The sequence below is a fragment of the Rosistilla carotiformis genome (assembly GCF_007753095.1).
GTDB lineage: Bacteria > Planctomycetota > Planctomycetia > Pirellulales > Pirellulaceae > Rosistilla > Rosistilla carotiformis.
Genome location: NZ_CP036348.1, coordinates 575,594 through 600,617, shown reverse-complemented (window position 1 = coordinate 600,617; position 25,024 = coordinate 575,594). Strand labels below are relative to the sequence as shown.

General features: G+C 57.7%; 19 protein-coding genes and 1 pseudogene. 11 read left to right on the top strand and 9 right to left on the bottom strand.

Going from position 1 to position 25,024, the window contains the following annotated elements; translation table 11 throughout:
• Positions 1 to 85 precede the first annotated feature (85 nt).
• The 5 genes from Poly24_RS02200 to Poly24_RS02180 all read left to right on the top strand — a co-directional run bounded on the left by Poly24_RS02200 (position 86) and on the right by Poly24_RS02180 (position 8,203).
• A complete protein-coding gene (locus tag Poly24_RS02200) occupies positions 86 to 1,747 on the top strand; it encodes a DUF1549 domain-containing protein (RefSeq protein WP_145089834.1) in 1,662 nt (553 codons plus the stop codon).
• A gap of 98 nt (positions 1,748 to 1,845) precedes the next feature.
• Positions 1,846 to 3,147 carry a DUF1501 domain-containing protein gene (locus tag Poly24_RS02195; protein WP_231753423.1) on the top strand — a complete coding sequence of 434 codons (1,302 nt, stop codon included), beginning with the start codon at positions 1,846 to 1,848 and terminating at the stop codon, positions 3,145 to 3,147.
• Between the two features lie 122 nt (positions 3,148 to 3,269).
• Positions 3,270 to 3,743 carry an RNA polymerase sigma factor gene (locus Poly24_RS02190; RefSeq protein WP_231753422.1) on the top strand — a complete coding sequence of 158 codons (474 nt, stop codon included), beginning with the start codon at positions 3,270 to 3,272 and terminating at the stop codon, positions 3,741 to 3,743.
• Positions 3,740 to 5,800 carry a DUF1549 domain-containing protein gene (locus Poly24_RS02185; protein ID WP_197452259.1) on the top strand — a complete coding sequence of 687 codons (2,061 nt, stop codon included), beginning with the start codon at positions 3,740 to 3,742 and terminating at the stop codon, positions 5,798 to 5,800. The genes Poly24_RS02190 and Poly24_RS02185 overlap by 4 nt, the downstream gene beginning before the upstream one ends.
• A gap of 285 nt (positions 5,801 to 6,085) precedes the next feature.
• Positions 6,086 to 8,203 carry a carboxy terminal-processing peptidase gene (locus Poly24_RS02180; protein ID WP_231753421.1) on the top strand — a complete coding sequence of 706 codons (2,118 nt, stop codon included), beginning with the start codon at positions 6,086 to 6,088 and terminating at the stop codon, positions 8,201 to 8,203.
• A gap of 157 nt (positions 8,204 to 8,360) precedes the next feature.
• Here Poly24_RS02180 and Poly24_RS02175 read toward each other — a convergent pair whose 3' ends face one another.
• From Poly24_RS02175 to Poly24_RS02155, 5 genes are all read right to left on the bottom strand, one after another.
• Positions 8,361 to 9,977, bottom strand: coding sequence for an exo-alpha-sialidase (locus Poly24_RS02175; RefSeq protein WP_145089826.1), 1,617 nt, complete (start codon positions 9,975 to 9,977; stop codon positions 8,361 to 8,363).
• Positions 9,978 to 10,137: 160 nt separating this feature from the next.
• Positions 10,138 to 10,443 (bottom strand): hypothetical protein, encoded by a 306-nt coding sequence (locus tag Poly24_RS02170; protein ID WP_145089823.1) that lies wholly within the window; start codon positions 10,441 to 10,443, stop codon positions 10,138 to 10,140.
• An 89-nt stretch (positions 10,444 to 10,532) separates the two neighbouring features.
• Positions 10,533 to 11,411: a DUF1559 domain-containing protein gene (locus Poly24_RS02165; RefSeq protein WP_145089820.1), complete on the bottom strand. Its 879-nt coding sequence runs from the start codon at positions 11,409 to 11,411 to the stop codon at positions 10,533 to 10,535.
• A gap of 478 nt (positions 11,412 to 11,889) precedes the next feature.
• Positions 11,890 to 13,155, bottom strand: a complete 1,266-nt coding sequence (locus tag Poly24_RS02160; protein WP_145089818.1) for a hypothetical protein — start codon at positions 13,153 to 13,155, stop codon at positions 11,890 to 11,892.
• A 417-nt stretch (positions 13,156 to 13,572) separates the two neighbouring features.
• Complete coding sequence (locus tag Poly24_RS02155) at positions 13,573 to 14,997, bottom strand: FAD/NAD(P)-binding protein (protein ID WP_145089815.1); 1,425 nt, start codon at positions 14,995 to 14,997, stop codon at positions 13,573 to 13,575.
• Between the two features lie 220 nt (positions 14,998 to 15,217).
• Here Poly24_RS02155 and Poly24_RS02150 point away from each other — a divergent pair, with 220 nt between their 5' ends.
• The 5 genes from Poly24_RS02150 to Poly24_RS02130 all read left to right on the top strand — a co-directional run bounded on the left by Poly24_RS02150 (position 15,218) and on the right by Poly24_RS02130 (position 18,537).
• Entirely contained in the window at positions 15,218 to 15,727 is a 510-nt protein-coding gene (locus Poly24_RS02150; RefSeq protein WP_145089811.1) for a MarR family winged helix-turn-helix transcriptional regulator, read from the top strand.
• 78 nt (positions 15,728 to 15,805) lie between these two features.
• Complete coding sequence (locus Poly24_RS02145) at positions 15,806 to 17,257, top strand: YeiH family protein (RefSeq protein WP_231753420.1); 1,452 nt, start codon at positions 15,806 to 15,808, stop codon at positions 17,255 to 17,257.
• Positions 17,254 to 17,505, top strand: coding sequence for a hypothetical protein (locus Poly24_RS02140; protein WP_145089808.1), 252 nt, complete (start codon positions 17,254 to 17,256; stop codon positions 17,503 to 17,505). The genes Poly24_RS02145 and Poly24_RS02140 overlap by 4 nt, the downstream gene beginning before the upstream one ends.
• Positions 17,492 to 17,929, top strand: coding sequence for a DUF202 domain-containing protein (locus Poly24_RS02135; RefSeq protein ID WP_145089805.1), 438 nt, complete (start codon positions 17,492 to 17,494; stop codon positions 17,927 to 17,929). Before Poly24_RS02140 ends, Poly24_RS02135 begins: the two co-directional genes overlap by 14 nt.
• A gap of 59 nt (positions 17,930 to 17,988) precedes the next feature.
• Positions 17,989 to 18,537, top strand: coding sequence for an AlkZ-related protein (locus tag Poly24_RS02130; RefSeq protein WP_145089802.1), 549 nt, complete (start codon positions 17,989 to 17,991; stop codon positions 18,535 to 18,537).
• Positions 18,538 to 19,357: 820 nt separating this feature from the next.
• On the opposite strand, the gene truD is transcribed toward Poly24_RS02130, so the two are convergent.
• From truD to aat, 4 genes and pseudogenes are all read right to left on the bottom strand, one after another.
• Entirely contained in the window at positions 19,358 to 20,380 is a 1,023-nt protein-coding gene (gene truD / locus Poly24_RS02125; RefSeq protein WP_197452258.1) for a tRNA pseudouridine(13) synthase TruD, read from the bottom strand.
• Between the two features lie 19 nt (positions 20,381 to 20,399).
• The gene (locus Poly24_RS02120) at positions 20,400 to 20,828 is read right to left on the bottom strand and encodes a hypothetical protein (RefSeq protein WP_145089795.1); all 429 of its coding nucleotides are present in this window, start codon (positions 20,826 to 20,828) and stop codon (positions 20,400 to 20,402) included.
• Positions 20,829 to 21,510: 682 nt separating this feature from the next.
• Positions 21,511 to 22,800: pseudogene (locus Poly24_RS02115) on the bottom strand (glucuronate isomerase); the annotation flags it as partial.
• A gap of 74 nt (positions 22,801 to 22,874) precedes the next feature.
• The gene (gene aat, locus Poly24_RS02110) at positions 22,875 to 23,498 is read right to left on the bottom strand and encodes a leucyl/phenylalanyl-tRNA--protein transferase (protein ID WP_231753419.1); all 624 of its coding nucleotides are present in this window, start codon (positions 23,496 to 23,498) and stop codon (positions 22,875 to 22,877) included.
• Between the two features lie 211 nt (positions 23,499 to 23,709).
• On the opposite strand from aat, the gene Poly24_RS02105 reads away from it, so the two are divergent.
• Entirely contained in the window at positions 23,710 to 24,972 is a 1,263-nt protein-coding gene (locus tag Poly24_RS02105) for a S1C family serine protease (protein WP_145089786.1), read from the top strand.
• Positions 24,973 to 25,024 lie beyond the last annotated feature (52 nt).

The window sequence follows — 25,024 nt, the reverse complement described above, 5'->3', positions numbered from 1 at the left end:
GAGTACGAATTGTCTCGGGCCCCGTTTAAAAGGAAGAGAAGCAATGCCATCCCCACATCTGGGACCCCCGATCGGACGACACAAAATGACACTATGCCCACAAACGATTACGCGAATCGCAGTGGTCTTCGCCGCGCTGCTCCCGACGAGTTGGATCGCTGCTCAATCGAATGTCCCCAGCCAGACCCAATTGATTGACAAGCACATCAAGCAGGGCTGGATCGATTACGAACTGAAGCCATCGCCTACATCCCCCGATGGGAAGTGGTGCCGTCGCGTCTATCTAGACATCATTGGACGGATCCCGACGCCCGAGGAATTGGATGCGTTCCTGCAAGACAAAGGTGCCGACAAAGATCAACGCCTCGTCAACAGCCTGTTGCACGATGACCGCTACACCGAAGAGTATGCCCGCAATTGGGCGACCATCTGGACCAACATCCTGATCGGTCAAACCGGTGGGAACGAGCGTAATTCGCTGACCAGCCGCGCGGGAATGAGCAAGTACCTCCGCGATTCATTCGCTCGCAACAAACCTTACAACGACATGGTTTTTGAATTGGTCACTGCCACCGGCAGCACCAAGCCAGGAACCGAAAACTTCAATGGCGCGACCAACTTCCTCGCGATGAAGGTCAACGAGGACCAAGCGACGTTGGCGACCTCGTCCACATCGCGGATCTTCATGGGCCTGCAAGTACAATGCACCCAGTGCCACAACCATCCATTTAACCAATGGAAGCAACAGAAATTCTGGGAGTTCAATTCGTTCTTCCGTCAGACACGGGCATTGCGACGCTACGTCTCCGGAACGCGCGACGTCTCCCACGCGGAATTGGTCGACGAAGATTTTGCTGGCGAAGCAGGTGATCCTTCCAAAGCGATCGTCTTCTATGAACTCCGCAACGGCCTGACTCGAACCGCCGGCCCTGTCTTCATGGACGGTACCGAAGTCGATGTCAGTGGATATGTCAGCGATGTCAATCGCCGTGAAGCGCTCGGGAAGATGATGATCGAGAGCGAGTTCATGGACAAGATGATCGTGAATCGCATGTGGGCTCATTTCATGGGCTACGCATTCACCAAGCCTGTCGATGACTTGGGTCCGCACAACGTCGCTTCGCACCCGCAATTGTTGAACGAACTGGGTGCCGAATTCCGCAAATCCAGTTTTGACCTGAAGCAACTGATCCAATGGATCGCACTCAGCGAACCGTACCGCTTGAGCAGCCAGACCACCGGTTCAAACGCCTCGGACGATCCGCAACAAGGCGAACCGCCAAAGTTCACGCACTTCTACCTGCGTCAGATGTCGGCCGAACAACTGTATCAATCGTTGGTTTCCACGAACAAGGCGAGCGGACAAGGCTCGTACGAACAACAAGAAGAGAAGCGGAACCAATGGCTGCAACAGTTCGTGTCGGCCTTCGGAACCGACGAGGGAGACGAATCGACATCCTTTAACGGATCGATCCCACAAGCCCTGATGATGTTCAATGGAGATCTCGTCAAAAACGCGACCTCGGTCGAAAACGGCACGTTCCTGGGCGATTTGTCTCGGCAAAACCTCAAACCGGCAGACAAAGTCCATCGCCTGTTCCTGGCTGGAATGGGGCGACGCGCAACGCGTGACGAATTGACAATCGCAAATAAGTTGCTGGGCGCTCGCAAGGGAGACCAGGCCGAGATGCTACAAGATCTGTGGTGGTCGATCCTCAACAGCAACGAATTCATCCTTAACCACTAAACCGATTTACTCCCGGCGTGCCCCCGTATCGCCGGCCCCAATACAGCCTGTCTCGTCGACACGCACAACACTCGCAACAGCCCCACTGGAGACACCCGATGTTTAACAGTCAATGGTCCACCCCCGCCGGGATGACTCGCCGGCACTTTATGAATCACATGGCGGGCGCATCGGCCGCCATGGCGGGCACCGCATTTTCGTTGGGACAAACGCTCAAAGCGAATGCCGATGTGCTTAAGAAAAACCGCAAGGCGGCAATCCTGTTGTGGATGGGCGGCGGCCCTTCGACGATGGATATCTGGGATCTGAAACCAGGCGCACCGACCGGTGGTCCGTTCAAACCGATCAGCACTTCGGGTGACGTGCAGATCTGCGAGCACATGCCTCTGATGGCCAAGCAGATGCATCACATGGCGGTCATCCGATCGATGAGCACACGCGAAGCGGATCACGAGCGCGGCCGCTACTACATGCACACCGGATTTGTCCCCAACCCCAACATCGAACACCCTAGCTATGGCTCGGTGCTGGCACACGAATTGATTAACCAACGCCCCGAACTGGAGATCCCTCCCTTCGTGACCGTCGGTGGTGGTAGCGCAGGCCCCGGTTTCCTCGGCATGGCTTGGGCCCCTTTTGCTGTCACCAGCAATGGCCAAATCCGCAACTTGCAGATGCGTCTGGAACAACAACGTTTGATGCAACGCATGGCCGCACTCGATTTGATCGAGAAGGACTTCGTCAAGAAGAACCGTGGCACCGCGGCGGAAGACCACCAAAAGGTTTTGAAGAAGACCTTCGACCTGATGTCCAGCGATCAGATGCGAGCCTTTAAGGTCGACGAAGAACCCGAAGAGGTCAAAGAACGCTACGGCGCAACGGGCATGGGAATGGGTGGTCGTGGCTTTGGCCAAGGCTGCCTGCTGGCACGGCGGTTGGTCGAAGCGGGTGTTCCGTTTGTCGAAGTTGACCTTGGCGGCTGGGACAACCACGCCGACATCTTCAATACCCTGTCGGACCAACGCCTGCCCGTCCTCGACAAGGCGATGAGCGCGTTGACCGAAGATTTGGAACAACGCGGCATGCTGCAGGACACGGCCATCATCTGGATGGGTGAATTCAGCCGGACACCTCGCATTAACCAAAACGCCGGTCGCGACCACTGGGCCCGATCGTGGAGCGTGGTCGTTGGCGGTGCGGGAATCAAGGGTGGCATCGCGGTCGGTGAGACCAATAGCGATGGTACCGTCGTTGAAACCGAGCCGTACAGCTCCGAAGACGTGATGACATCGGTTTGCAATGCCCTTGGCATCTCACCCGACACGACGTATACCGCAAACAACCGCCGACCGATGAAGATCGCTGGCGGCGGCAAGATCATCAAAGACTTGTTCGCTTAGGACGAACGTTGAATGGTTTGGATCTCGCTCGCCCCGGAGGTTCAGAAGATATCAGCAAGCGATTGGATTGATCGGCAGTGTCGCAGGAAAGCGGAACTGATTTAAGCCCGCAGGAGTTGATCGTGCGCCATCAAGTTGGCGTGTGGAGATACCTGCGCTTACTCGGTTGCGACAACGCGACAGCCGACGACTTAACGCAGGAGACGTTCCTAACGATCCTGCGAAGACCACCGTTTAATCAGTTCAGCGACGAAGCGACGGCCGCCTACCTGCGGCGGATCGCTCGGAATTTGTTTATCTCACTGAAACGACGTGACAAACGAATGCATCTGGTTTCGGCGATCGAATCGCTCGATGCGGTTTGGGATCGTTGGATCGGTGCAGAAGAGGATGGCGAGGAATTTGTCAGCGCATTGAAAGATTGCCTCAATGGACTGACCGAAAGAGCCCAATTGGCACTGCGGATGCGGTTTACCGATGACGCCAACCGAGCGGACATTGGCGAACAATTGGGAATTACCGAACACGGTGCGAAAAATTTGGTGCAGCGAGCAAAACAGCAACTAAAAGAATGCGTTCAAACCAAACTGACATGAACGATCCAGCCTTCGACCAATTGCTGGAAACCATGCTTTGCGAAGCCCAAGATCAGGCTGCCGCGCCGGATGTCTCTGCGCAGGTACTGGCAATCCTGGAAGCTGAACGCAACCCCGTGGTCGGCTTACCGCAGATCGATACCACTCGCAATGTCAAGCGACGTTCGGATGCTTGGCTGCCGATGACCCTCGCCGCAGCGTTGCTAATCGCGATCTCTGGATACGTCTGGGAGCTGAACAACGGTCGCCCGCAACCGGCGGATACTTCAACGGTTGCTCACAACGCCCCCCCCAAGCCTCAAGCCGGCGCGGCCGCATCAAAACAAACCACCGGCACAGCGGACCCTCACGGCGCCGCCCGATCGACGCAACCCGCTGCTCCCGACAAAGCGATTGTCACGAACACGCCGCCGCGTGGGCATTTTGAAATTGGTCTGAACGACCTCCCGTTCAACACACCTGCGACAGTCCCCGCAAGCGAGCCACAACAACCTGCGATTGCCAAGCAGCCGAAGATCGACCGCCTGCCCCCCGATGAGATCATTCATCGCGTCGACGAACTGCTGGCCCAGGCGTGGCGTCGGATGGATATCCAACCACAGAACGAGATCTCGACCGATGAATTGACGCAGCGTTTGGCGAATGTCGTTGCTGGCCGTTCCCAGGGTGAGAAGCTCGACGCCCAAGCGGCCCGTCATTTGATCGCCAATGATACCGCCGCACTGATCGACGGTTACATCGACAACCAACAAACGGCGAATCATCTGGGCACACGCTGGGCGCAACATCTGCTTGGGGAAGCGGCGTGGCGTCGAATGTCCGAAGCGCAGCGAACCGCTGCCGGCAAGCTGTTCGCTGGCAACTTCCGTGGCGAACAACCTTTCGATACGCTCGTTCAGGAAATGCTCACTTCCGAGGGCCCTTCGTCCCCGGACGACCCCGCGTTTGAACCGGCAACGCTCTGGAAGTCGGGTTTGGCCGGAGCGAGTGCGATTCCGCTGACCAACCAATTTTGTGATGTGCTGCTAGATCTGGACGTTGCCTGTGGACGCTGCCACACGCATCCGCTGGAAGGCAACATCACGCAGCGCAACTACTGGAACCTCAATGCCATCTTCCAAACCGGCGTTCAATGGCAGTTAGGAAACCAAGGCGAACTGGAGATCGCTCAAGACCTGGAGCGAGATCGGTCGAAGGATGCCGTATTTTATGAGTCTCCCGACGGAATTCAAATGGTCGCCTCGCCCGCGGTCGTCGACGACTGGATCGGCGGTTCGGGAGCCACTAACGGACCGACAAACCTGCGCGAATTGGCGGCAGAGATCGAGCACAGCGATCGCTTAGCGCGGGCCACGATCAACGGCCTTTGGAAGGTCATCTACGGCAACCGCCTGGTAGGCCGGACCAGCGACCCGCTGGCACCGCCAGCCGACGAGGCGTTTGTGGCAGCACGAAATCTGATGGCTCAACAATTGCGAGCGTACAACTACGACCTCGGCGCGGCGGCGGCTTGGATGATTTCGGCACAGCCCATGCGACTGCAGTCGACGCTGTCGCTCTTCGATCAAGACTCTCTGTTTGCTAGCGAAGCGATCCTTAACAGCGCGGAAATCCAACAGCGTGCATTCGCCGGGTTTGCCAACGAACCACGGAATTGGTCGTTCGAAGAATTGATCGTGGCGACCGAAACGTTTAACAAAGCGAGTGGCCAGGGCTCTTTGGTGGCGCCCGCGGCACTGCTGGCTCAAGCGACCGATAGCAACGCCCCCGCCAAACCCGATCAAAAATCGAAAGCCCAACTGCGGCTCGAATCACTCCGCCGCGCGTTCCCAGCGAACGATGCTGCCAACACGCTGCCAGCGGGCTGGCTAGCTTCATTGAGCAAAAAACGCGGTTTCGAGCAGCAGGCGAAACATCTTTTCTATGTCGCGGGAAATCCACAAGTCAGCGATCAACAGATGGCAGCGGCCAAGCGGATTCGCCTCCTGACCGACACCGATGAAGCGGCACTGAACCAACTTTGGTGGGCGATTCGCTTGAGCGATGGCACTCCTTAACCGGAGTTAAATATGCCGATTTCCCTGACGATTTGCGTCACTCTTCCCGCCCGAACCGATCCCGCGGTGTCCCCATGACACGCATTGGTCCGCACCGCATTGCTTGCCTCCCGCCCCTTCCCGAATCCCCGCCTCCACGCCGGACACCTCCCCAACGGCACTTTTGCTATCAGTCGATCGAACTTGTGATATCTTGATCCCTGTTCTACTATGAACATCGTGGATCAAGGTTCGCCTGTCCGACGCCACGTGTCTTTACCAAATCGGAACTCAAGTATGGCTTCAATGACGTCCCCCAAAACTCGCTTTGTCCGGCCACTGTTGCTGTCGGCCTTTTGCACGATCACCTTCCTCGGCCCGCAAATCAATCCTTGCCTTGGTGAAGATCTTGTCGCGCCGACCAAGACCGACCAGAACGTGGCGAAGATCGTCGCGGCCCTACTGGAACGACGTCACGTATCGCGGACGGCGTTGAACGACGAACTGAGCGCTCGTGCGATGGAACTGTTCCTGAAGTCGCTCGACCCCATGAAGCTCTACTTCTACCAATCCGACGTTGATGAATTCAGCAAATACAATGTCACGATCGACGACATGGTCAAAGGGGGCGATCTCGATGTTGCCTACGTGGTCTTCAAACGCTTCCTACAACGGATCGATGAACGCGTCGCGGTCGCCGAAACCTTGCTGACCGAAGACTTCGACTTCACCGCCGACGAATCGATTGTTGTGGAACCCGATGCCGCTCGCTATCCAACGTCTCCCGAAGAGGCGAAAGATCGTTGGCGTCGTCAGATCAAATTCAATCTACTTGTCGCCAAAGATGAAGCCGTCGAACGGAAACGCAAAGCGGAAGAATCGGGCAAAGAATACAAACCGACCAAAGAAGACCTCGAAGACCCGAAAGCCAAACTGCTGCGTCGCTACAAGCGGAATCAAAAGCGTTGGCACGAGACCGATTCGGACCAACTGCTGGAGTTGTTCCTGACCTCGGTCACGACCAGCTACGACCCGCACACAACCTTCATGTCGCCCAAATCGCTCGACAACTTCCGGATCATGATGCGTCTGAACCTGGAAGGGATCGGCGCCGCGCTGCGTGAGAAAGATGGCTACACCGTCGTCTCGCGAGTGATCCCCGGTGGCGCCGCCGACAAGCAAGGCGAACTGAAGGCAGACGACTACATCGTCAGTGTAGGGCAGGGGACCGATGGCGAAATGGTCGACATCGTCGAAATGCCACTGGACGATGTGGTCGAGCAAATCCGCGGCCATGCGGGCACGATCGTTCAATTGGGCATCAAATCGGGCGGTACTGGCGAAACGAAGATCCTCACGATCACGCGCGCCAAGGTCGAGCTCGAAGACAGCGCTGCACGCAGCCAGGTTGTTGAGACCGATGGCGAAACCGGCCCCAAAATGAAGATCGGCTACATCAGCCTGCCCAGTTTCTACCTGGACATGGAAGCCGCTCGCCGCAACGCTCGCGATTACCGCAGCAGCACCAAGGACGTTCGCGATCGCTTGAATGAATTCAAAGACGAGGGGATCGCCGCGGTGGTCTTGGACCTACGGATGAACGGCGGCGGCAGCTTGACCGAAGCGATCAACCTGACCGGCCTGTTTATCGACGAAGGCCCTGTCGTCCAAGTGAAAGACAGTGATGGACAGGTCACCCCGTATGCCGATGAAGACAGTGGCGTCGCTTGGGACGGACCGCTTGTCGTTCTGACCAGCAAGTTCAGCGCAAGTGCCAGCGAAATCCTGGCCGGTGCAATCCAAGATTATGGACGCGGCATCGTCGTCGGCGACCTGGCGACTCACGGCAAGGGAACCGTCCAAACCCTGATGGATCTTGGCCAAGAGATCCTGCGCAGCAATCGCGCGCCGAACTTCGGCGCCTTGAAAGTCACGCTGCAACAGTTTTATCTGCCCGATGGCGAAAGCACTCAAAAGGAAGGTGTGAAAGCCGACATCATCCTGCCTTCGCTGACCACGCACATGGACGTGGGCGAAGCGGACCTGGAGTATGCCCTGGAACACGATCGTGTCGAAAAAACCAAGCATCGCAAGTACAACATGATGAGCAGCGATGTTCTGAATAGCGTACGAACCAATTCCGCCAAACGCATCGAGCAGTCCGAGGACTTCATCGATCTGCTGCGACGTATTGAATCGTACCAACGGCAGAAATCGGAGAAGTTTGTCTCGCTGCAAGAAGACAAGTTCTTCGCCCGACGCAAAGAACTCGATTCGCAGAAGGAAGAGGAGAAACAATTGTTGGACGCCGAAATGCCCGACGATGAAGTCTTCCGCCACAACTTCTACAACGACGAAGTCTTGAATATCACTCGCGATTACGTCGAAGCACTCAAGCGTCAGAACTTGGCACGAGCCAACTGAACGCAAGCGAATTGATCGATTCAACAACAGGTGGTGTTCCCTTTCCCGGCGGACATCACCTGTTTTCTTTTGCGCCACGCTACCGACAACGTACCCAACACTCGCGCCGTGCCCGCCTCGCAACAACGGGCTCTACACAGTGCAGCCCGCATCGAGGCTATCGACGTGGTGCGACCAAGATGGCATCGACGATGACGTAGTTCTTCGCCTTCTCGATAGCCACTTCGACCGACGCCTTCGCCGGCGAGAAGGAATACGTCCCCAAGCTGTTCCAAACACCGCCATCGCGCTCTTGATCGACGTGGACGGTCTTCGTTCCATCGTTGTGAGCGATGACAAACGGGACATCCTTCGCCCGTTGCCCTCGGGCACTCCACATCGCAAAGATCTCGTAAGTCCTTTCCTCAGCCAGGTTCAAATCGAAGCGAACCGCGCCACCAGCTGATGGATCGAGAACGAGATAGCTGTCGCCATGCCGCTCGGAATCGCGGTCGCTCGATCTCCAAGGCCCGGTGACGGTCACTTGATCGCTGTTGCCGGCATCCAGGATCGTATCGCCAGCTTGCGGCTGATACGGCGGCGGGACGGCCAGCGGTTTATCGGGCATCGTTAACGCGTCGATATCCTCCAGCTTGATCTTCAACACTTCCACCGTCTGCTTTTGCGTGGCGAAGGCGACCAGCAGATGGCCGTCCTGTTGAATCACATGGGGATAATCGACATGCCGCCCGCCAGCGAGATAGCCCATCTTCGTGAAGACAACACCGTCGTCGCTAACCGAAAGGGCCAACGGATCGCGTCGCTTTGGATGCGGATTGGAGACCAACACAAAGCGACCATCCGCCAACTGAACTCCGCTGAACTTCGACCGCGCATCGGGAAAATCGGTGCGGTGCGGCCGACTCCAGGTCCGACCGTTGTCTTCGGAAAACGAACGGTACAGATAGCCGCTGCGATGATTGTCGCGGAACAGCGCGGTCAAACGGCCATCGGGCAGCACCCACCAATAAGGCTCTTCGGCCGCCAGCCCTTGACTGGACCCAAGCACAGGAAACGAATCCCAGTCGTCGATCGCGTCGACGCCACCGACCAAAAAATCGACGCCACGTTTCTTGTAGTCGTACGTTCGACGCGACATCATCCAATCGCCACCGGGTAACAACTTGGGCGGGAAGTTGTTGATGGCGTTTTCGTGCACCAAGGCATGGTCGTTCCAAACGCCCTCGCGATCATCCCAGCGGAATGCCCGCAACTGGAGGCTTTTGCCGAAGAAGCCAGCCCCTTCGTCGAGCGAACACAGAGCGAGCAGTTCGCCATCGCGCTGCCAGAAGCCACGCGAGATCCAACGAAAGCCTTCGCTGCTGCGCGTGTTGTAATATCTCGAACCCTTCCCCGATCCCGGCAGTTCGGGCGTCAGGTATCGCGGCTTGCTCCATTCGAGCCCGTCCTTGCTGGTCGCGTACGAAACGCGCTGCCCAACACGATCCTCGACCGCTGGGCCATCGCTCCACATCGCCCAGTATCTCCCATCGTGGAAGGTCAAATAATTGTGCTGATGCACACCCTTGGACTTCCGAACATCGCTGATCACGACATGCTGCGACGGTATCCTCGGCAGGTTGTCGAAATCGATCCGATGAGGATCTTCCGGAACCCAGTCGCCCGAGAACATCACGGTGGAATACTCCTTGGCGACAGGTTCGTCCGCCCGAACAATCGAAGCTATCAGCCCCAAGACGAACAACAAAGGAAAGGCTGCAGAGCGAAACATCATGACAAACTCCAGGCGAGCAAAGGGAGAAGGGCAGGGGAGCCATGATGATAAACGCTCTGGGGCGGTGAGGTGAAATCGGCCGGGGATTCTCCTTCGGTCACGGTTCGAAAAGGAGCGAATGTCAACGACAACTTCGCACAAGGTTTAGCCTCGCTCGAAACTACTCGACACCCGCTTCAAGCTTCTTCTTGACGTCTTTAGAAAGCTGCTTGGCCTTTTTTTTGACCTGAGCTTCATCGCCCATGGTTGGATACTGTTGAACAAGCGCGGCTTCGCCCATCAGTCCCGCCTCTTCAAGCCCCATGGTCAGCCCCGTCAGCATTTCTTCATCGAACTGCCCCGTGGCGGCAATTTGATCGATGGTCGCAACCAATTGAGTCTTCTCGACAGGAGCGGGCAGCTCCACAACTTCTTCGGCTCCACATCCGATGGTAAAGGCGAGAAGAGACACAAATACAAAACGCATGATCGATTTCCTTTTGATGTAAATAGAGCCGTCGTTCCCATCAGAACCGGGAACGACGGCAGTGATTTTATTAAGAGCAGACGAATCGATTAGTATTCGCCTAGCGGGTTTCCGTCAGCAATCGAAGCCAAGTCGCGGTAGGTGATCAGGTCGATCGTTTCGCTGATAAAGTGAGACGATCCATCTCCAAACGCAAACTGGACTCCGCCCGGATGGGCACTGCTGAAGTTGTAGTTGCCAGCCTTACCATTAAGGCTGTAGTAAACCGACGCGTTGGCGATCGCATTGTTGTGGTAGTACGTACCCGTAGAATAGGCGCCGATCCAAATCGTCCCCTTTTTCACAAAGCCGCGACTCGCCTGATCGACGGTGCTCCGCTCACCAATGATCATCGCATTGCTCAGCCCGTCCAGCATGTCACGAAAGCGAATGAAGGAGTGATCGTAGAAGGTTCCGTTTGCACCACCCGAAGCAATGTAGTGTGCTCCCCCCACGCCGGTATAATTCGACTTACCGTATCCACCGAGATTTTCATTGATGCCACGCGAAGGGTCGGAAGGGCAGACGTAGGAATCCAAAACCATCTTCGCGTATGGCGTCGGCACTGCCGCGGTGCCAGTAGTCATTTCAGGCAACGTATACCAAGTCACATTGTACGCGCCCACGCTTTTCATCCCGTCGTAGACGGCCGATTGCTCGATGAACGGAAGTAGATACGTCGGCCACCCCATGCGATTCTGATTGGTCGAATCATCGATCCACCCTGGCGGCAGGGAGTTATATGTGTCGTGGTAATTGTGCAAAGCCAGGCCCATCTGCTTGATGTTGTTACTACACTGCATCCGACGCGCTGCTTCGCGTGCGGCCTGAACCGCCGGCAACAACAGACCAACCAAAATGCCGATGATGGCGATCACCACCAACAACTCGACGAGCGTAAACGCGTTTCTATTCTTAGTCGTTTTCATGTTTCACTTCCGAAAGGAGAGAGAGTTTTTCTGCAATGAAGGACAGAGCAAGAAGTGCTTCCCGATACTGGAACTGCGGCAAGTCTTGCGAGACGTCATCCGAAGCAATTCTTGATATGTCGTTTAGTCACGATCGCCGCGTCCCGATCGCATCTCAGATCCGGCGATGCACCTCAGAACCACCGAAACACGGCGAGAGATGGACAATCTATCCGGACACCATCTCTTGTCAATTTGCAACGGCACCACCAGCGAGAAGTTCACTATTTATTAACGTTTCCTGCAACGATGGCGTTATCCAAAACACGCAGCAGCTAAACTCGCACCAGACCAAACCTTGCAGAACGAACAAGAGCGGACTTTATATCCAACACGCAGCGAAGTGCGGGGGGCGCGCCTCCTCAAGTAGCGTATTTTTCGATCCGAACAGCAACGACGCGACCAGGCCCCACCACGAAAAGACAGGATGTCTCGCGAGCTAGACCAACTGGAGCGCCTGAGTTAGCAGACGGTCATCGCCATCGACCTGGTCCGCTTCCACACGTAGATAGACGTGCTCCTGCGCCGACGACTTCCCTTCGGGCAAGGCCCACGAGATCGCCTCACCCGCTTGTTCGTGAACGACGCCCTTCGCCGAAACAACTCGCAACTTGCTGGGGCCGCCTGAAATCTCCACATCCAACTTCCCATCGGCTGAACAGTGGAACCGCTTCAGTTCCAAAACACCATCCAAAGAAGCGTAGAAGTTGCCGTTGCGATAGGCTCGCAAACAGGCCGCTGGCATTTCGCTGGCGGGAGTCGCCGCATCGACCAACAACACGTTGCGGCCTTGAAACGCAGGATCGGAATTGTGGGCGTGATCGGAAACGGAGAAACCGTAACAGCGACGACCAGTTGCCAACACGGCATCCCATTCGTCCAACGACCAACCCGTTTGACTGAGAAATTCCGCGGTGCTATTCCAGATCTCAATTCCCATCACGCGCGGATCGAAATCCAAGAATTCCATTATTTGTTTTGGCGAAGTGTGACTCCACTTCGGATGGTTGATCGTGATCCCGCCACCATCGGCAAACTGCAGCCCATCCAACATCCGCCCAAATGCTTCGCGCCACGGCATCCCCGTCCCCATCGCATAGCCGTGGTTGTTCAGTTTGTAGTAACTGCGAACATCAAACGTTCCACTTGCGAAGTTTGATCCGACGGCGTTGAAGTGACCGTTGCAATCGGTCATCGAATGATGTTCCGCATTGGGACACAAAATGACTTCGGGAAGAATCTGCGTGAAACAAGGATTCCCCGATTGGAACGGCATCTTCTCCTGCATCGCAGTGGGAAGTTCATCGAACCAACCGGTCTCCGGATCGCGGATGATCTCGTTCCACGCGAATTCCCGCTCGACGTAGCCTTCCCCCTTGAGTGTGCAGAAGTCCTGCCCAACCTTCCACTGCCCAATCTGTTCGGTAGGGGAACAGGGAGCCGACGGGTAGTAGTTCGAAATCGCCAAGTGCGTCAGCCCGCGGCGACACAGCAAGTCGAGCGAGCGTTGCGAGCGACAATGGGCATGCGTCACCGAACCGATTCGCCGACAACGGTCCCAATCGATCTGCGCGTAAGGCTGGTCTTCCCGCGCGGCCGAACTGGCACCCCAACTGGAGCGCGGCTGCAAAATGCCAACTCCGGTTCCGGCGGCAAGCGATAGAAAGTTCCGACGGGTCGAAGCAATACGAGGCAATGAGGGCATGTTGTCTTAAAACTGAGTGGTGGGAGGCGGTCTTGGGCGGGAAACTTCAGGGGACCGAAAGTTCTATCAGCCACAATGCCCCAATGGCAACAATCGCGACCGCCAGTCACGACAAAATTCGCTCACTCTTAACCTGTCCTTCGCGAACCGTTCCTCGAACCAGAAACGACCAACCAGCACACCAGTCACAAACCGCTCAGCCCCCAGCCCCACATTAATCAACACCGTCCAAGATGCCGATTCGCAGGAGACCGGGGCAGGGCAGGGGGGGGATACATTTGCGCGATGCCAAACACTTGCCGGATGATCGCTTCCGGAAATCTGGCCACGGATTGGCGCGATGCAACGAAAGATGCCACCACAAAAGCAGAGGCGGCGTGAACAGCATGGCTCCGCCGGTGAGCCAACCGGAACGTGTTAGATGCAGTACTCGATCGTCTCGGGGCTGGCCACGCGAATCGGTTTCTGTTTGAGGATCGTTTGGACGACCGCCATCGCTTGCTGGCGAAGCTCGGGAACGGCAATCGTTTCCCACAGAGTCCCCTTCAAAATCGGACCGATCGCATACAGAAACGACGACGGGCGATCATCATCCCCAACGACCGCGAAGTCATCGGTGACGGCGATTCCCATGTCCATCGCATCCGGCTTGGCGATGCCGCGATCGAACAGGGCGCGATACAGCGGAATCTGTGAATCGGAAAACCGCGACTTCGGCCCGGTGCAATTGATCACCATATCGCCATGAATCCGATCGGGACCTTCGCCGCCGGCAGCCAGCTGAACTTCGATCGACGTCTCCCCCGCATCCAACGATTCGATCGTGGCGGGAAGGATCGTCAACTGCCCACAGTCCAACGAATCAGTGACCGCGTCGTGGATCGGCCCGGCAATGCGATGCCGGATCACATTCCAATCGGCCGCATAGTCTTTCAAAAACTGGCGTTTTTCATCGATCGAAAGATCCCGCCATAATTGCTGCGTCCGACTGCGCAGCTTGTCGACAGCGATCGCTGGGTTTTGACTGGCACCACGCAACCGCTGACAGTCCTGTCGGATCAGGCTGACCAACTCCTTCAACGATCGCGTCTGGCCGTCGTCGGGGATCGAGGTCGGCCAGGCGATGCCGCGGAAGTGACGCTGAGGCAGCATCCCATTCCGAGAGATCGCGGTGATCTTGCCGTTCCATCCTTTGTGCCGCAGCGTCACAATCACGTCGACGGCGGTCAGCCCGGTCCCCAAGATCACGATGTGTTTGTCGTCGCCGGGCAGGTTTTCGTGCCACGCCGTCCAAGGATTGCCGCAGTAGCGACGATCGTTGGCCAGTTTGCCCGATCCCGGCAGCCCAGCCGGCGGCTGATTGCCCGTTGCCAGCAGCACCGATTCCGCTTCGATCGGCTCGCCATGCTCCAACATCACCACACCGCCGTTTTCGCCGCGCGGCTGGATGTCGACGGCTGAATCCTCGACGACCTGACACTCGACTTGGCTGCGAGGATCGGCCCCGCCTAGGTAATGCGACGCCAACCCACGAACATAATCACCGAAGATCCGCCGCGGGATAAACGTCTCTCGCAGCACATCGTCGCTGAGGCCGTCGTAGTCGCAGCGCGATCGCAACCAATCGAAGAAGTGGCTGGGGTGGTCGGGAAACGCCGACATGTTCCGCGCCGCAACGTTTAACAAATGTTCGCCGCGAGTGGTTCCATAGGCGGTGCCGCGACCAAACGGGCGCCCCGAGTTGATAATCACGACGCGTTGAGGCGTGGTGGCGAAGCGAGCGAGATTGACGGCCGCCAGCGTTCCGCTGAAGCCGCCACCGATGATGGCTGTGGTTTGCATGGTAGGCATAACGTGGGGCAGGGCAGGGGGGGGGGTAGAAAATCCCAACGGGCGACCGAAAACCGGAGCCTCTATGGGCGCTAACGACCGATCCGCCAAAAATCGGCAAACAACGCTTGATCGCCGATTATTTTATCCATAAGATTTTACTGAGTCAACGTCTTTCAGCGTCTCCCCCACCCGCGATCGCCCCCCCCTCCTGCCTACGAGCATCCAACCGATGGACGACCTGCGTCACGAACTAAAACGCTGCCAACCCTTTGCGAGCGTTGCCCAAGAGGCGATTGTCAGCCTGGCACGAACCGGCGACCAACTAGACAATCAACTGTCACAATTTTTCCGTCCTCGTGAGTTGACGTTTTCGCAATACAACCTGTTGCGAATCCTGGACATGGAAGATCGCCCGCTAACCTGTGGCGAAATCGGTGACCGGTTGGTGCAAATCGTTCCCGCCGTCACCGCGCTGGTCGATCGGTTGCTGCGCCGCGATCTCGTCACGCGCGAGCGATCCGAAGAGGACCGGCGAACCGTCTATGTCGCGATCACCGACGCGGGCAGAAAGCTTGTTCGTCCCGCCAGCGAAGAGCTTCGCGAATTTGAAGACAACTTGATCAACGGCCTCAAACAGAAGGAGCAGAAAGAACTGATCCGCTTGCTGCAATTGGTTCGCGCCAGCATGAGCTGCGCCGCCAAGCAAAGAGCGGCCAGCGGCAACCGCCAATCAAATTAAGCGATTTCGTTTAAGCTGCAGTCCCCAAAGCTGTCGGCTTCCCCCACCATTCTCCCACCAACGACGAAAGTATTCACGATGAGCAACGAACCAGGTTCTCAACCATCCGACAACGATGCCGCCCCCGACGGTGATGACACGGTCACGTTGCCGCCGGAGCGCCACAGTTTATGGACCGACATGCGGACCGCCGAAGATTGGTGGGCGATTTGGTGTGCCGCACTTTTGTTGGTCTTTGCATTTGGTGCGGTTTGGCTGGGGCGGCCCGACGGGCTGGCCGAAAGCATCGGAATGGGAGAACCTTTGGAAGTCGTGAGCCCTCTGAAGGCGTACCTCTCCAAACCGGGCTCCTGGGAAGCGGATCCGCTGGCGTCGCTCGATGGCAAACTGGTCGGCATCGGCGGCGTCTTCCACGTGCTGGCGGTCCTGTGCGGTTTCGCGATGTGGTGTCGCGGCAAATCGGCAGCCGCCTTTCTGGCAGGGTTCCCGATCGTCTTCCTGCTCGCCACGCTGGCCTACGTGCTGGCCGGGCAAAGCGTGCTCAAAGCGTACAACCTGGAATACGCGTTGTGGGCATTGCTGGTCGGATTGATCATCAGTAACACAATCGGCACTCCAGCATTTCTGCGGCCGGCGATCATGACGGAGTTCTTCATCAAGACCGGTTTGGTGCTGTTGGGAGCAGAGGTCTTGATGAGCCGCTTGTTGGCTCTTGGCCTGCCCGGCGTCTTTGTCGCCTGGGTCGTAACGCCAATCGTCTTGGTATCCACTTACATATTCGGCCAGAAGGTTTTGAAGATCCCATCGCGATCGTTGAACATGGTGATCTCGGCCGACATGTCGGTCTGCGGCGTCTCCGCGGCGATCGCGACCGCAGCCTCGTGCAAAGCCAAAAAGGAAGAGCTATCGCTTGCGATTGGCATGTCGCTCAGCTTCACCGTGATCATGATGGTCGTGCTGCCCGCGATCATCAAAGCGACGGGAATGAGTCCGACTCTGGGCGGTGCCTGGCTGGGCGGGACGATCGATTCGACAGGCGCGGTCGCCGCCGCCGGTGCAGTGTTGGGCGACGAAGCGTTAGAAGTTGCCGCGACGGTGAAGATGATCCAGAACATCCTGATCGGCGTGACAGCCTTTTGCGTCGCGATCTACTGGGTGACGTATGTCGAACGCGATCCGTCGGCGCCCCGCGTCGGAGCCTCGGAGATCTGGTACCGCTTCCCCAAATTTGTCCTCGGCTTCGTGGCGATGTCGATCCTGTTTTCGGTACTCTATTCGACGATGACCGCCGGCCCTGAATTGATCAACGCGATGATCAAAGGCTCGACCAAAACGCTGCGTGGCTGGCTCTTCTGCCTGGCCTTTGTCAGCATCGGGCTGGAGACCAACTTCAAGCAACTCCTTCCGCAACTCAAAGGCGGCAAGCCGTTGATCCTTTACGTCTGCGGCCAGACACTGAACCTGTGCCTGACACTTCTGATGGCCTACCTGATGTTCGAAGTCGTCTTTGCCCCTGTGGTTGAACAATGATCGGTCTAACCGACACCAAAAAGCTGCTGTCATTGGTGCTTGCCATCGCAGCCGTCGCGGTCGTTTGGCTGGTGATCCTGCCAGCCTACGCCCGCCAACCGGCGATGACGAAGCACCTGCAGTGGCTCGACGATCAGGGAATCGACCCCAGTGCGATGTATTACACCGAACTGGAAGTCATGGAACAGATTTTACAACGGCAGCGAGCCGAACAACTTCTCGACAAGGCGTCCGATGAGCAACGATAACGTGAATTCAGAGAGCCAGAACGCCCCCGCCCAACCCGACACCGGTTTGGATCGAACGTTGATGGCGGAAGAGCGAACCTGTTCGGCATGGGTCCGGACCGGGCTGGCATCGATGGCGACGGGTTTGGCGATTGCCAAGGTGATGCCCAACGCTGAACCGCGATGGGCCGTCACCACGCTGGGAATGATCCTCGTATTCGTCGCCGTCCTCTCGTTTGCGATCGGATTTGTCGGATACGCTCGCGGCATCAAATATTGCCAACCAGCGGCCCGCAACGCGATGCCGTTCTGGGTGTTGGCCGTCTTCTGCAACCTATTGGCGGCAGCCGCGATCCTGACCGCCAGCTTCATCCTGCAAGACGAACCGACATCGGGCTCCACACCTGGAAACATTCACGTGCAACAACCATCGACACACCGCTGAACTGGCACGCATCCTCTGCAATCCGAAACAACGACACAGCCATGTCGGGGCCCGCTCCTATGCTAAAGACATTTGATCAAGCCTACCAATTTGTGCTGGCTCACAAAGTCTGCACGGTCTTTGGCAGCCAATGTTCGAACTACCCGTCGCTGTGGGACAACACCGATCTACCGGAGGCGAAGCCCAAGGAGGGCGGATGGAGCCCTAAGGTCAAAGCGGTTTGGGACTGGAAGACTCGGATTCCGCAGACCTATTCCGAATCGGTCTTCTACGGAAAAGTGCCCGGTGGCGATGCGGCGTTGATCGAGATGCAGCACTTCCGCGAGGTCCATTACCCCGCGGCGTTCCAACCGGTCTGCGAATTGGATTCGCTGGCACAAGAGGTCTACCAATTCATCCGCCTCGAACCCGACTACACCGGTCCGCTGCGGAAGCGAGCGATCGCACGACTCGCCTGCACGAAGAGCCAATTCGACACGGCGCTGAAGAAGCTGCAGGTCAGCCTGAACATCGTCCGCTCCAACGATCCCAAACTCAAAAACGACTTCTGGTTGCCGATGCATGAAGTCCATTTGGATATCGTCCAACAGCATCAACCGCCAAGCTAAACCTCACGAACGGGCAACCGTGTTGAAGTCGCCGGCTTACAAGAATTCACCCTCCCAAGCGCAGCTTGAAGGGGAGGGTCGAACGAGCGAAGCAAAGTTCGGGGAGGGAAGTTACGAGGTAAATCGACCGCGTTCAATCCAGCGGAATGGCCCTCCCCGGAAAACTCGCTAAACGCTCGTTTCCCGACCCTCCCAGCTCCGCCGGGCGGGTGAAGCTGGGCGTCGACAGATGCATCACTTCACCCTCCCCAAGCGCAGCTTAAAGGGGAGGGTCGAACGAGCGAAGCGATGTTCGGGGAGGGGAGTTGCAAGGTAAATCGACCGCGTTCAATCCAGCGGACCGGCCCTCCCCGGAAAACTTGCTAAACGCTCGTTATCCGACCCTCCCAGCTCCGCCGGGCGGGTCAAGCTGGGCGTCGCCAGATTGATCACTTCACCCTCCCCAAGCGCAGCTTGAAGGGGAGGGTCGAACCAGCGAAGCGAGGTTCGGGGAGGGGAGTTGCAAGGTAAATCGACCGCGTTCAATCCAGCGGAATGGCCCTCCCCGGGAAAACTTGCTAAACGCTCGTTTCCCGACCCTCCCAGCTCGGCCGGGCGGGTGAAGCTGGGCCTCGCCCGATGCATCACTTCACCCTCCCCAAGCGCAGCTTGAAGGGGAGGGTCGAACGAGCGAAGCGACGTTCGGGGAGGGGAGTCGCGAGGTAAATCGACGGCGTTCAATCCAGCGGACCGGCCGCTCCCGTGAAAACTTGCTAAACGCTCGATTTCCGACCCTCCCAGCTCCGCTGGGAGGGTGAATTAACGTAGCGATTCACCAGCGCTAGCCAATATCGACCAACTCGCGCAGCAGCGTCGTGGCGTAGGTTCCTTTGGGAAGATCGAATCGCAGCACGAGCGTCGAATCGGACTCCCAGGTCAGTTCCGCCGACAGCGGTCGCAGCCGCATCACACGCCGCTCTTGCCGCAGATTGAACTGAGCCAAACCGGCCAACAGATCGGGATAGGCAGCGACGACTTGCTCTTCCATCGCTTTGACTGCGGCTTGGCTCTGCAGCTCCCCTTCGCCCCATAGCGGTGCGGTTAACTCAAGAGCTCCCTGCCGCACGCGATCGGTTTCATCGCCATGTAGATTGTGCGGCAGGACGAGGCTGCGGTTATCGGCGAACCCAAACACGTCGCCCGACAGCGGCGTATCCCATGTCCCGTCGAGCACGCGATGGCCGACACAGGCGTTGAACAGATAGCTGCGGGCGGCGGACAACAGGATCCCGCGCAGCATGCGATCGCGGACTTGGATCTCGTCCTTGAACCATCGCAGCGCCTGAGGCACGTTCCCACCGTCGCGGCCAAATCGCTGGGTGCCAAAGTAGTTCGGAACGCCACGGTCGATCATCTGCTGCCATCGCGCGGCGGCAGCTTCTTTGGAGAACTCACAGCCGCGCAATCGGATCCAAAAGCGATTGCCATCGTGCGCGCCGCGATGCAGCTTGCGCAGGTGGCGCACGATCCGCAACACGCGAACTCCTTCAACCGTCAAATCCTCGGCCGACGGCGACGGCTTTCCGGGCAGATGCAGGCTAAACCACTGTCGCGTCACCGCCTCTTTGTCCTTCAAGCCGCAGTGGCTGATCAACCGCTTTCGCAGCCCCAGCTTGGTCGCCAGTTCTGACGCGACATCGTTGGTATTGCGATGCCGCTTCTCCAACCAAACCAGACAATGTTCCCCTTCGCCCGATGGTTCGAAGCGAAGCAGTTCTTCGACCTCAAAGTCCTCCGGCTGCGACTTGAAGATCACCGATCCCAACGAGGGACCAAGCAGACGGGGAGGATCGATCGGATTCATGGCGGTCCATCTCAAAACACTATCGGTTGTCATGACCGCTGTCGCTTGCGATCTCTTGCCGCGGCTGGCCGTGGACCAGAAAACTCCGCTCGCCCCGCGTCACGTAGACCGCGTCTTCGCTCAACCGCCCACACAGTTCGATCAGAAAAATGATCAACCGCTCAAACTCCGCTTCGCTGCCGAACGAGACCTCGAACCGCTCCATCACGTCGTGCACCAACTGGCCATTGAAATCGACCCAATAGCCTTTGACCGGCGTGGGAGAATGCGTGTACGCCCGGTAGCGATCCATCATGAAATCGTGAGTCGCCGTCCGCGCGGTCTGCGTTCCCTGGTAATACCGCGGATCGTCCAACTTGTGCGAAGGAAGATAAAAGACGGTCACCTTCCCCAGTTCGTAGAGATGCGACAACGGGGAGTTGGCAGAGTCGTCAGCAGGCTCAGGCATAGAAATAGAGACTCTTCAACAACAAGCGATCGGAGCAGGGCAGGGGAGTGATCCCACGAACGTGAGATTATAGTGAAAACACCTGATATCAGATACATCGCCCCACGCTAACTTCACCCGCCCGGCGAAGCTGGGAGGGTCGAAAAACAAGCGTTTAGCGAGTTTTCGGGGAGGGCATACCAGCAACCATCAACCGACCGGGATTTGATTCAAGAACTCCCCTCCCCGAACATCGCTACGCTTGTTCGACCCTCCCCTACAAACTGCGTTTGGAGGAGGATGAAGCGCTGTCGGCGACGTCCAACTTCACCCGCCCGGCGAAGCTGGGAGGGTCGGAAAACAAGCGTTTAGCGAGTTTTTCGGGGAGGGCATACCAGCAACGATCAACCGGCCGGGATTTGACTCAAGAACTCCCCTCCCCGAACTTTGCTGCGCTCGTTCGACCCTCCCCTACAAACTGCGTTTGGGGGAGGGTGAAGTGCTGCCGGCGACGTCCAACTTCACCCGCCCGGCGAAGCTGGGAGGGTCGAAAAATAAGCGTTTAGCGAGTTTTTCGGGGAGGGCATACCAGCAACGATCAACCGGCCTGAAATTGACTCAAGAACTCCCTCCCCGAACTTTGCTACGCTCGTTCGACCCTCCCCTACAAACTGCGTTTGGGGGAGGGTGAAGAAGCTGCTGTCTACGAGATCTTGAACGTCGTTTCGACGTTGCCGCGTAGAACTTGCGTGCCGAACTCGACAGCACGCTCTTCGCTCCACGATCGATCGATCACGTAATACTGCTCCAACACCTTGGCCAAGATCTTGCGATACATGTCGAACTTCGGTGCGACAAATTCCAACTTGTAAGCGTCGCTGTAATATCCGATCTGCTTCGTTCGCGGAACCGCTTCCAAGCGATGCGCCGCGTCGCGTTCGATGATGCTTGGCGTGTTGCTGTACCACCAGTGTCCGTTGGTGACAACGTTAGGGAAGATCCAAGCGTAACTGGCCAATTCCTGATTGGTGACACTCGCCAAAACGCTGATCGGGAAGGTGACCCGCGGGAAGGCGTTCAACAGTTGTTGATACTGGATCAACGAGACGCGGCTGTCGTAGAGGTCTTGCCCCTGGAAGACGCCCGTCGGGTAGACGCCACGATTGACGCCGATCATCAGGTCGAAGGGCAATTCGTATTGGTCGCACATCTCGGCCAAGGTCCAGAAGATGCGGTGGCTGAGCGCCCGCAGATGACTTTCGTCAGCATTAACGCCATCCTTTAGCACGGCATCCAACGCCGTCTCAACGCGGCCGTCGGAGACCGGTTCGGGAGCAAACGATGGCGGAATCGAGATCGCACACGCGCGGGCGTTGTTCGTCGTAAAGTGTTCGAACAGCACGCCGATCGCTTCCCGCAATTCGGTCCAACTGCCAACCGAGACTTTTGTCGCGGCTTCCAATCGCTGCCGCACCTCGGGTTTGCCAAGATGGAAAACCAGATCGTCGGTCCGCAGGCAAGGAACATATTTGGCGGTGTCGAAGCCGGCCAAGGGGTCGTCGAAGTCGTTGGTCAAAAAGACCGACTTGACGTTGCTGCGTCGCAGCACTTCATCGCTCCATCCCGCGTCGGCCATCTGCGCCTCCGACGAATCAAACAACGCTTCCCAGTTCGACGCGTCCAAACGGTCGCCCTCGAAACCGAAGAACCGCTGGCAGATATCGATCAACCAGCTGTACTGGATCGTGTTGTCGATCGGGCCAATGCCTTCGATCAGTCGGCCCACTTTTTCCTTCGCCGAGATGGCGGGGTCTTCGATCTGCTCGCGTGGCATGCCGGCCGAGTGGGCCAGTTCGGTGTAGTAGTGGTAGCCCAAGATATCGACCAGCGTGTGCGAACCGGCATCCAATGGGTTGATGTGCGTATGCGGGTCGATCAGTTCGACGCTGGCAAGTTGTTGATAGATTCGCTGTCGTAGTTCGCTGGTCATAAGTCTTGTTCGGCTCGCAAGTTGGGTTCAAATACAAAACGGGGCAGGGCAGGGGGGCGATCGGATTTCACCGCCGCTCAATCCTCCGCGCCAATCCGGTCGATGGGGATCGGATGTTCGGTCGTCGCGGGCCACGACGGCTGTTTGCCCAGCGCCCGCTGGAGAGCTACAAGATAATCGCAGCGATCGATTTCGACAGCGCCAAAGGCGAGCAAATGGGGCGAGGTTTGCTGAATGTCCATCAATTCAAAGCCGGCGTGACGCAAGACCGCGACCAGTCCACAGACCGCCGCCTTCGACGCATCACTCTGCAGATGGAACATCGATTCGGCCGAAAACGCAGCTCCAACGGCGATCCCATACAGCCCACCGCAGAGGGTTCCGTCGCGGTCGTAGACCTCGATGCAGTGGGCGTCACCGGATCGATGCAGCGACGAGATCGCATCGAGCAAATCGGGGCACAGCCAAGCATTTTCCTTGCGATCCCCCACGCTGGCACAATGCTGCAGGACGCTGTCGAAGCAGCTGTTCCAACGGAAGCGGAAGTGTCCAGCTCGCAATTTTCGTTGCAATCGCTTGGGAATCCGCACGTTATCCAGCGGCAGGATCGCTCGCGGATCGGGGCTGTGCCACCCGACAAACCACTGGTCGGCCCAACGGCACGGCCAGGGGAAAATTCCGTGCCGATAGGCGTCCAACATCCGCGGTCGATCGAACCGGGGGTCAATGGCAACCAAACCGTTACGATCGGCGCTCCAGGGAGGAGGGAAAAAGTGAGGCTTCGGCGGATTGGCCACTTTTTTAGTCGCGGGCTAAAGATTTCGTTACAATGAGACGCAAGGCGATTCGCTCGCGGATCGGCCATCTTCTCCTATTCAGCAGCCCCAGACCATTTGGTTGAGGTGTGAAGCGATGAATCACCTGGATTTCGACGTCGAACCGGCCGAATATTCGCGTCCCGCGGACGCCTGGCCCCAGTCTACACCTTCGCCGAAACCACCGAAAGAAATCCCTCCCCTGCGGAACCAATCCTCCAGCCCCGGAGCGGCCCAGGCCTTGGTCAGCCTGGTGATGCTGGGCGTTCTGCTGCTGGCCACCCGTTTCCTCGTCCCGACGCTGGTCGAAGAGATCCGTTACGCATGGCATCGAGGGGAATTGCGAGCCGAATATGAGTCGAGCGGCGAGGGGCTGCGCAATGTCTCGATGAATTCGCTAGCCCAAGCCTATCAAATGGTCACCCAACGCGTTGGCCCTAGCGTCGTCCACATCGACGTCGAACGGGACTTAACCGAACAGGAACGCGAACTTGCCGTCGCCATCCGCCGTGGTTCGGGGATGGAATTGCCAGGCGATCAAGGGAGCGGCGTGATCGTCGACGACCAAGGCTTTGTCCTAACCAACTATCACGTGATCGAAGGGGGTTCGGATATCCATGTCGGCCTCAGCGACGGACGCCGCGTTTCGGCAGAAGTTGTGGGGATGGACGCGCTGACCGACATCGCGATCTTAAAAATCGAAGCCAATGGCCTGCTGCCCGTTCGCTGGGGCGATAGCGATAAATCGGAAGTCGGCACGCCGGTCTGGGCCGTCGGCAGCCCCTTTGGACTCGACCGCACGGTCACCTTTGGCATCTTGAGCGGTAAGCATCGAGCGACCAAAGCGGGAACGCGATACCAAGACTTCATGCAGAGCGACGTCGCGGTCAACCCTGGCAACAGCGGCGGCCCGTTGATCAACTCCGCTGGCGAGTTGATCGGCATCAACACAGCCATCGTCGGAGAGACCTATCGCGGAGTTAGTTTCTCGATTCCCAGCAACGTCGCCAAGCAGGTCTATGAGCGACTGCGAAGTTCGGGCTACGTGAACCGTGGCTGGCTGGGCGTGGCATTGGACGAAGTTCCCGAATCGCGACGCCACGGCGACGATCCATTGATCCGAGGCGCACTGGTGCGAGGGCTGGCTAACGGTAGCTCGCCCGCTCGCAACGCCGGCATCCTGCCCGACGACATCATCATCGCCTTCAACAGCCAACCCGTCCGCGACATGGGCGCATTGATGCGGATGGTTGGCGACACAACCGGTGGTTCCACCGTCTCGATGGAAATCTATCGCGGCGACAGCACGCGGCTGCTGGATGTCGAGATCGGAATGCGTCCGGACGACCTGAAGCGATAATCCAATCGATTCTCAAGCGATCCGCATCTCGATGCGGATCGCGTTCTTGCGG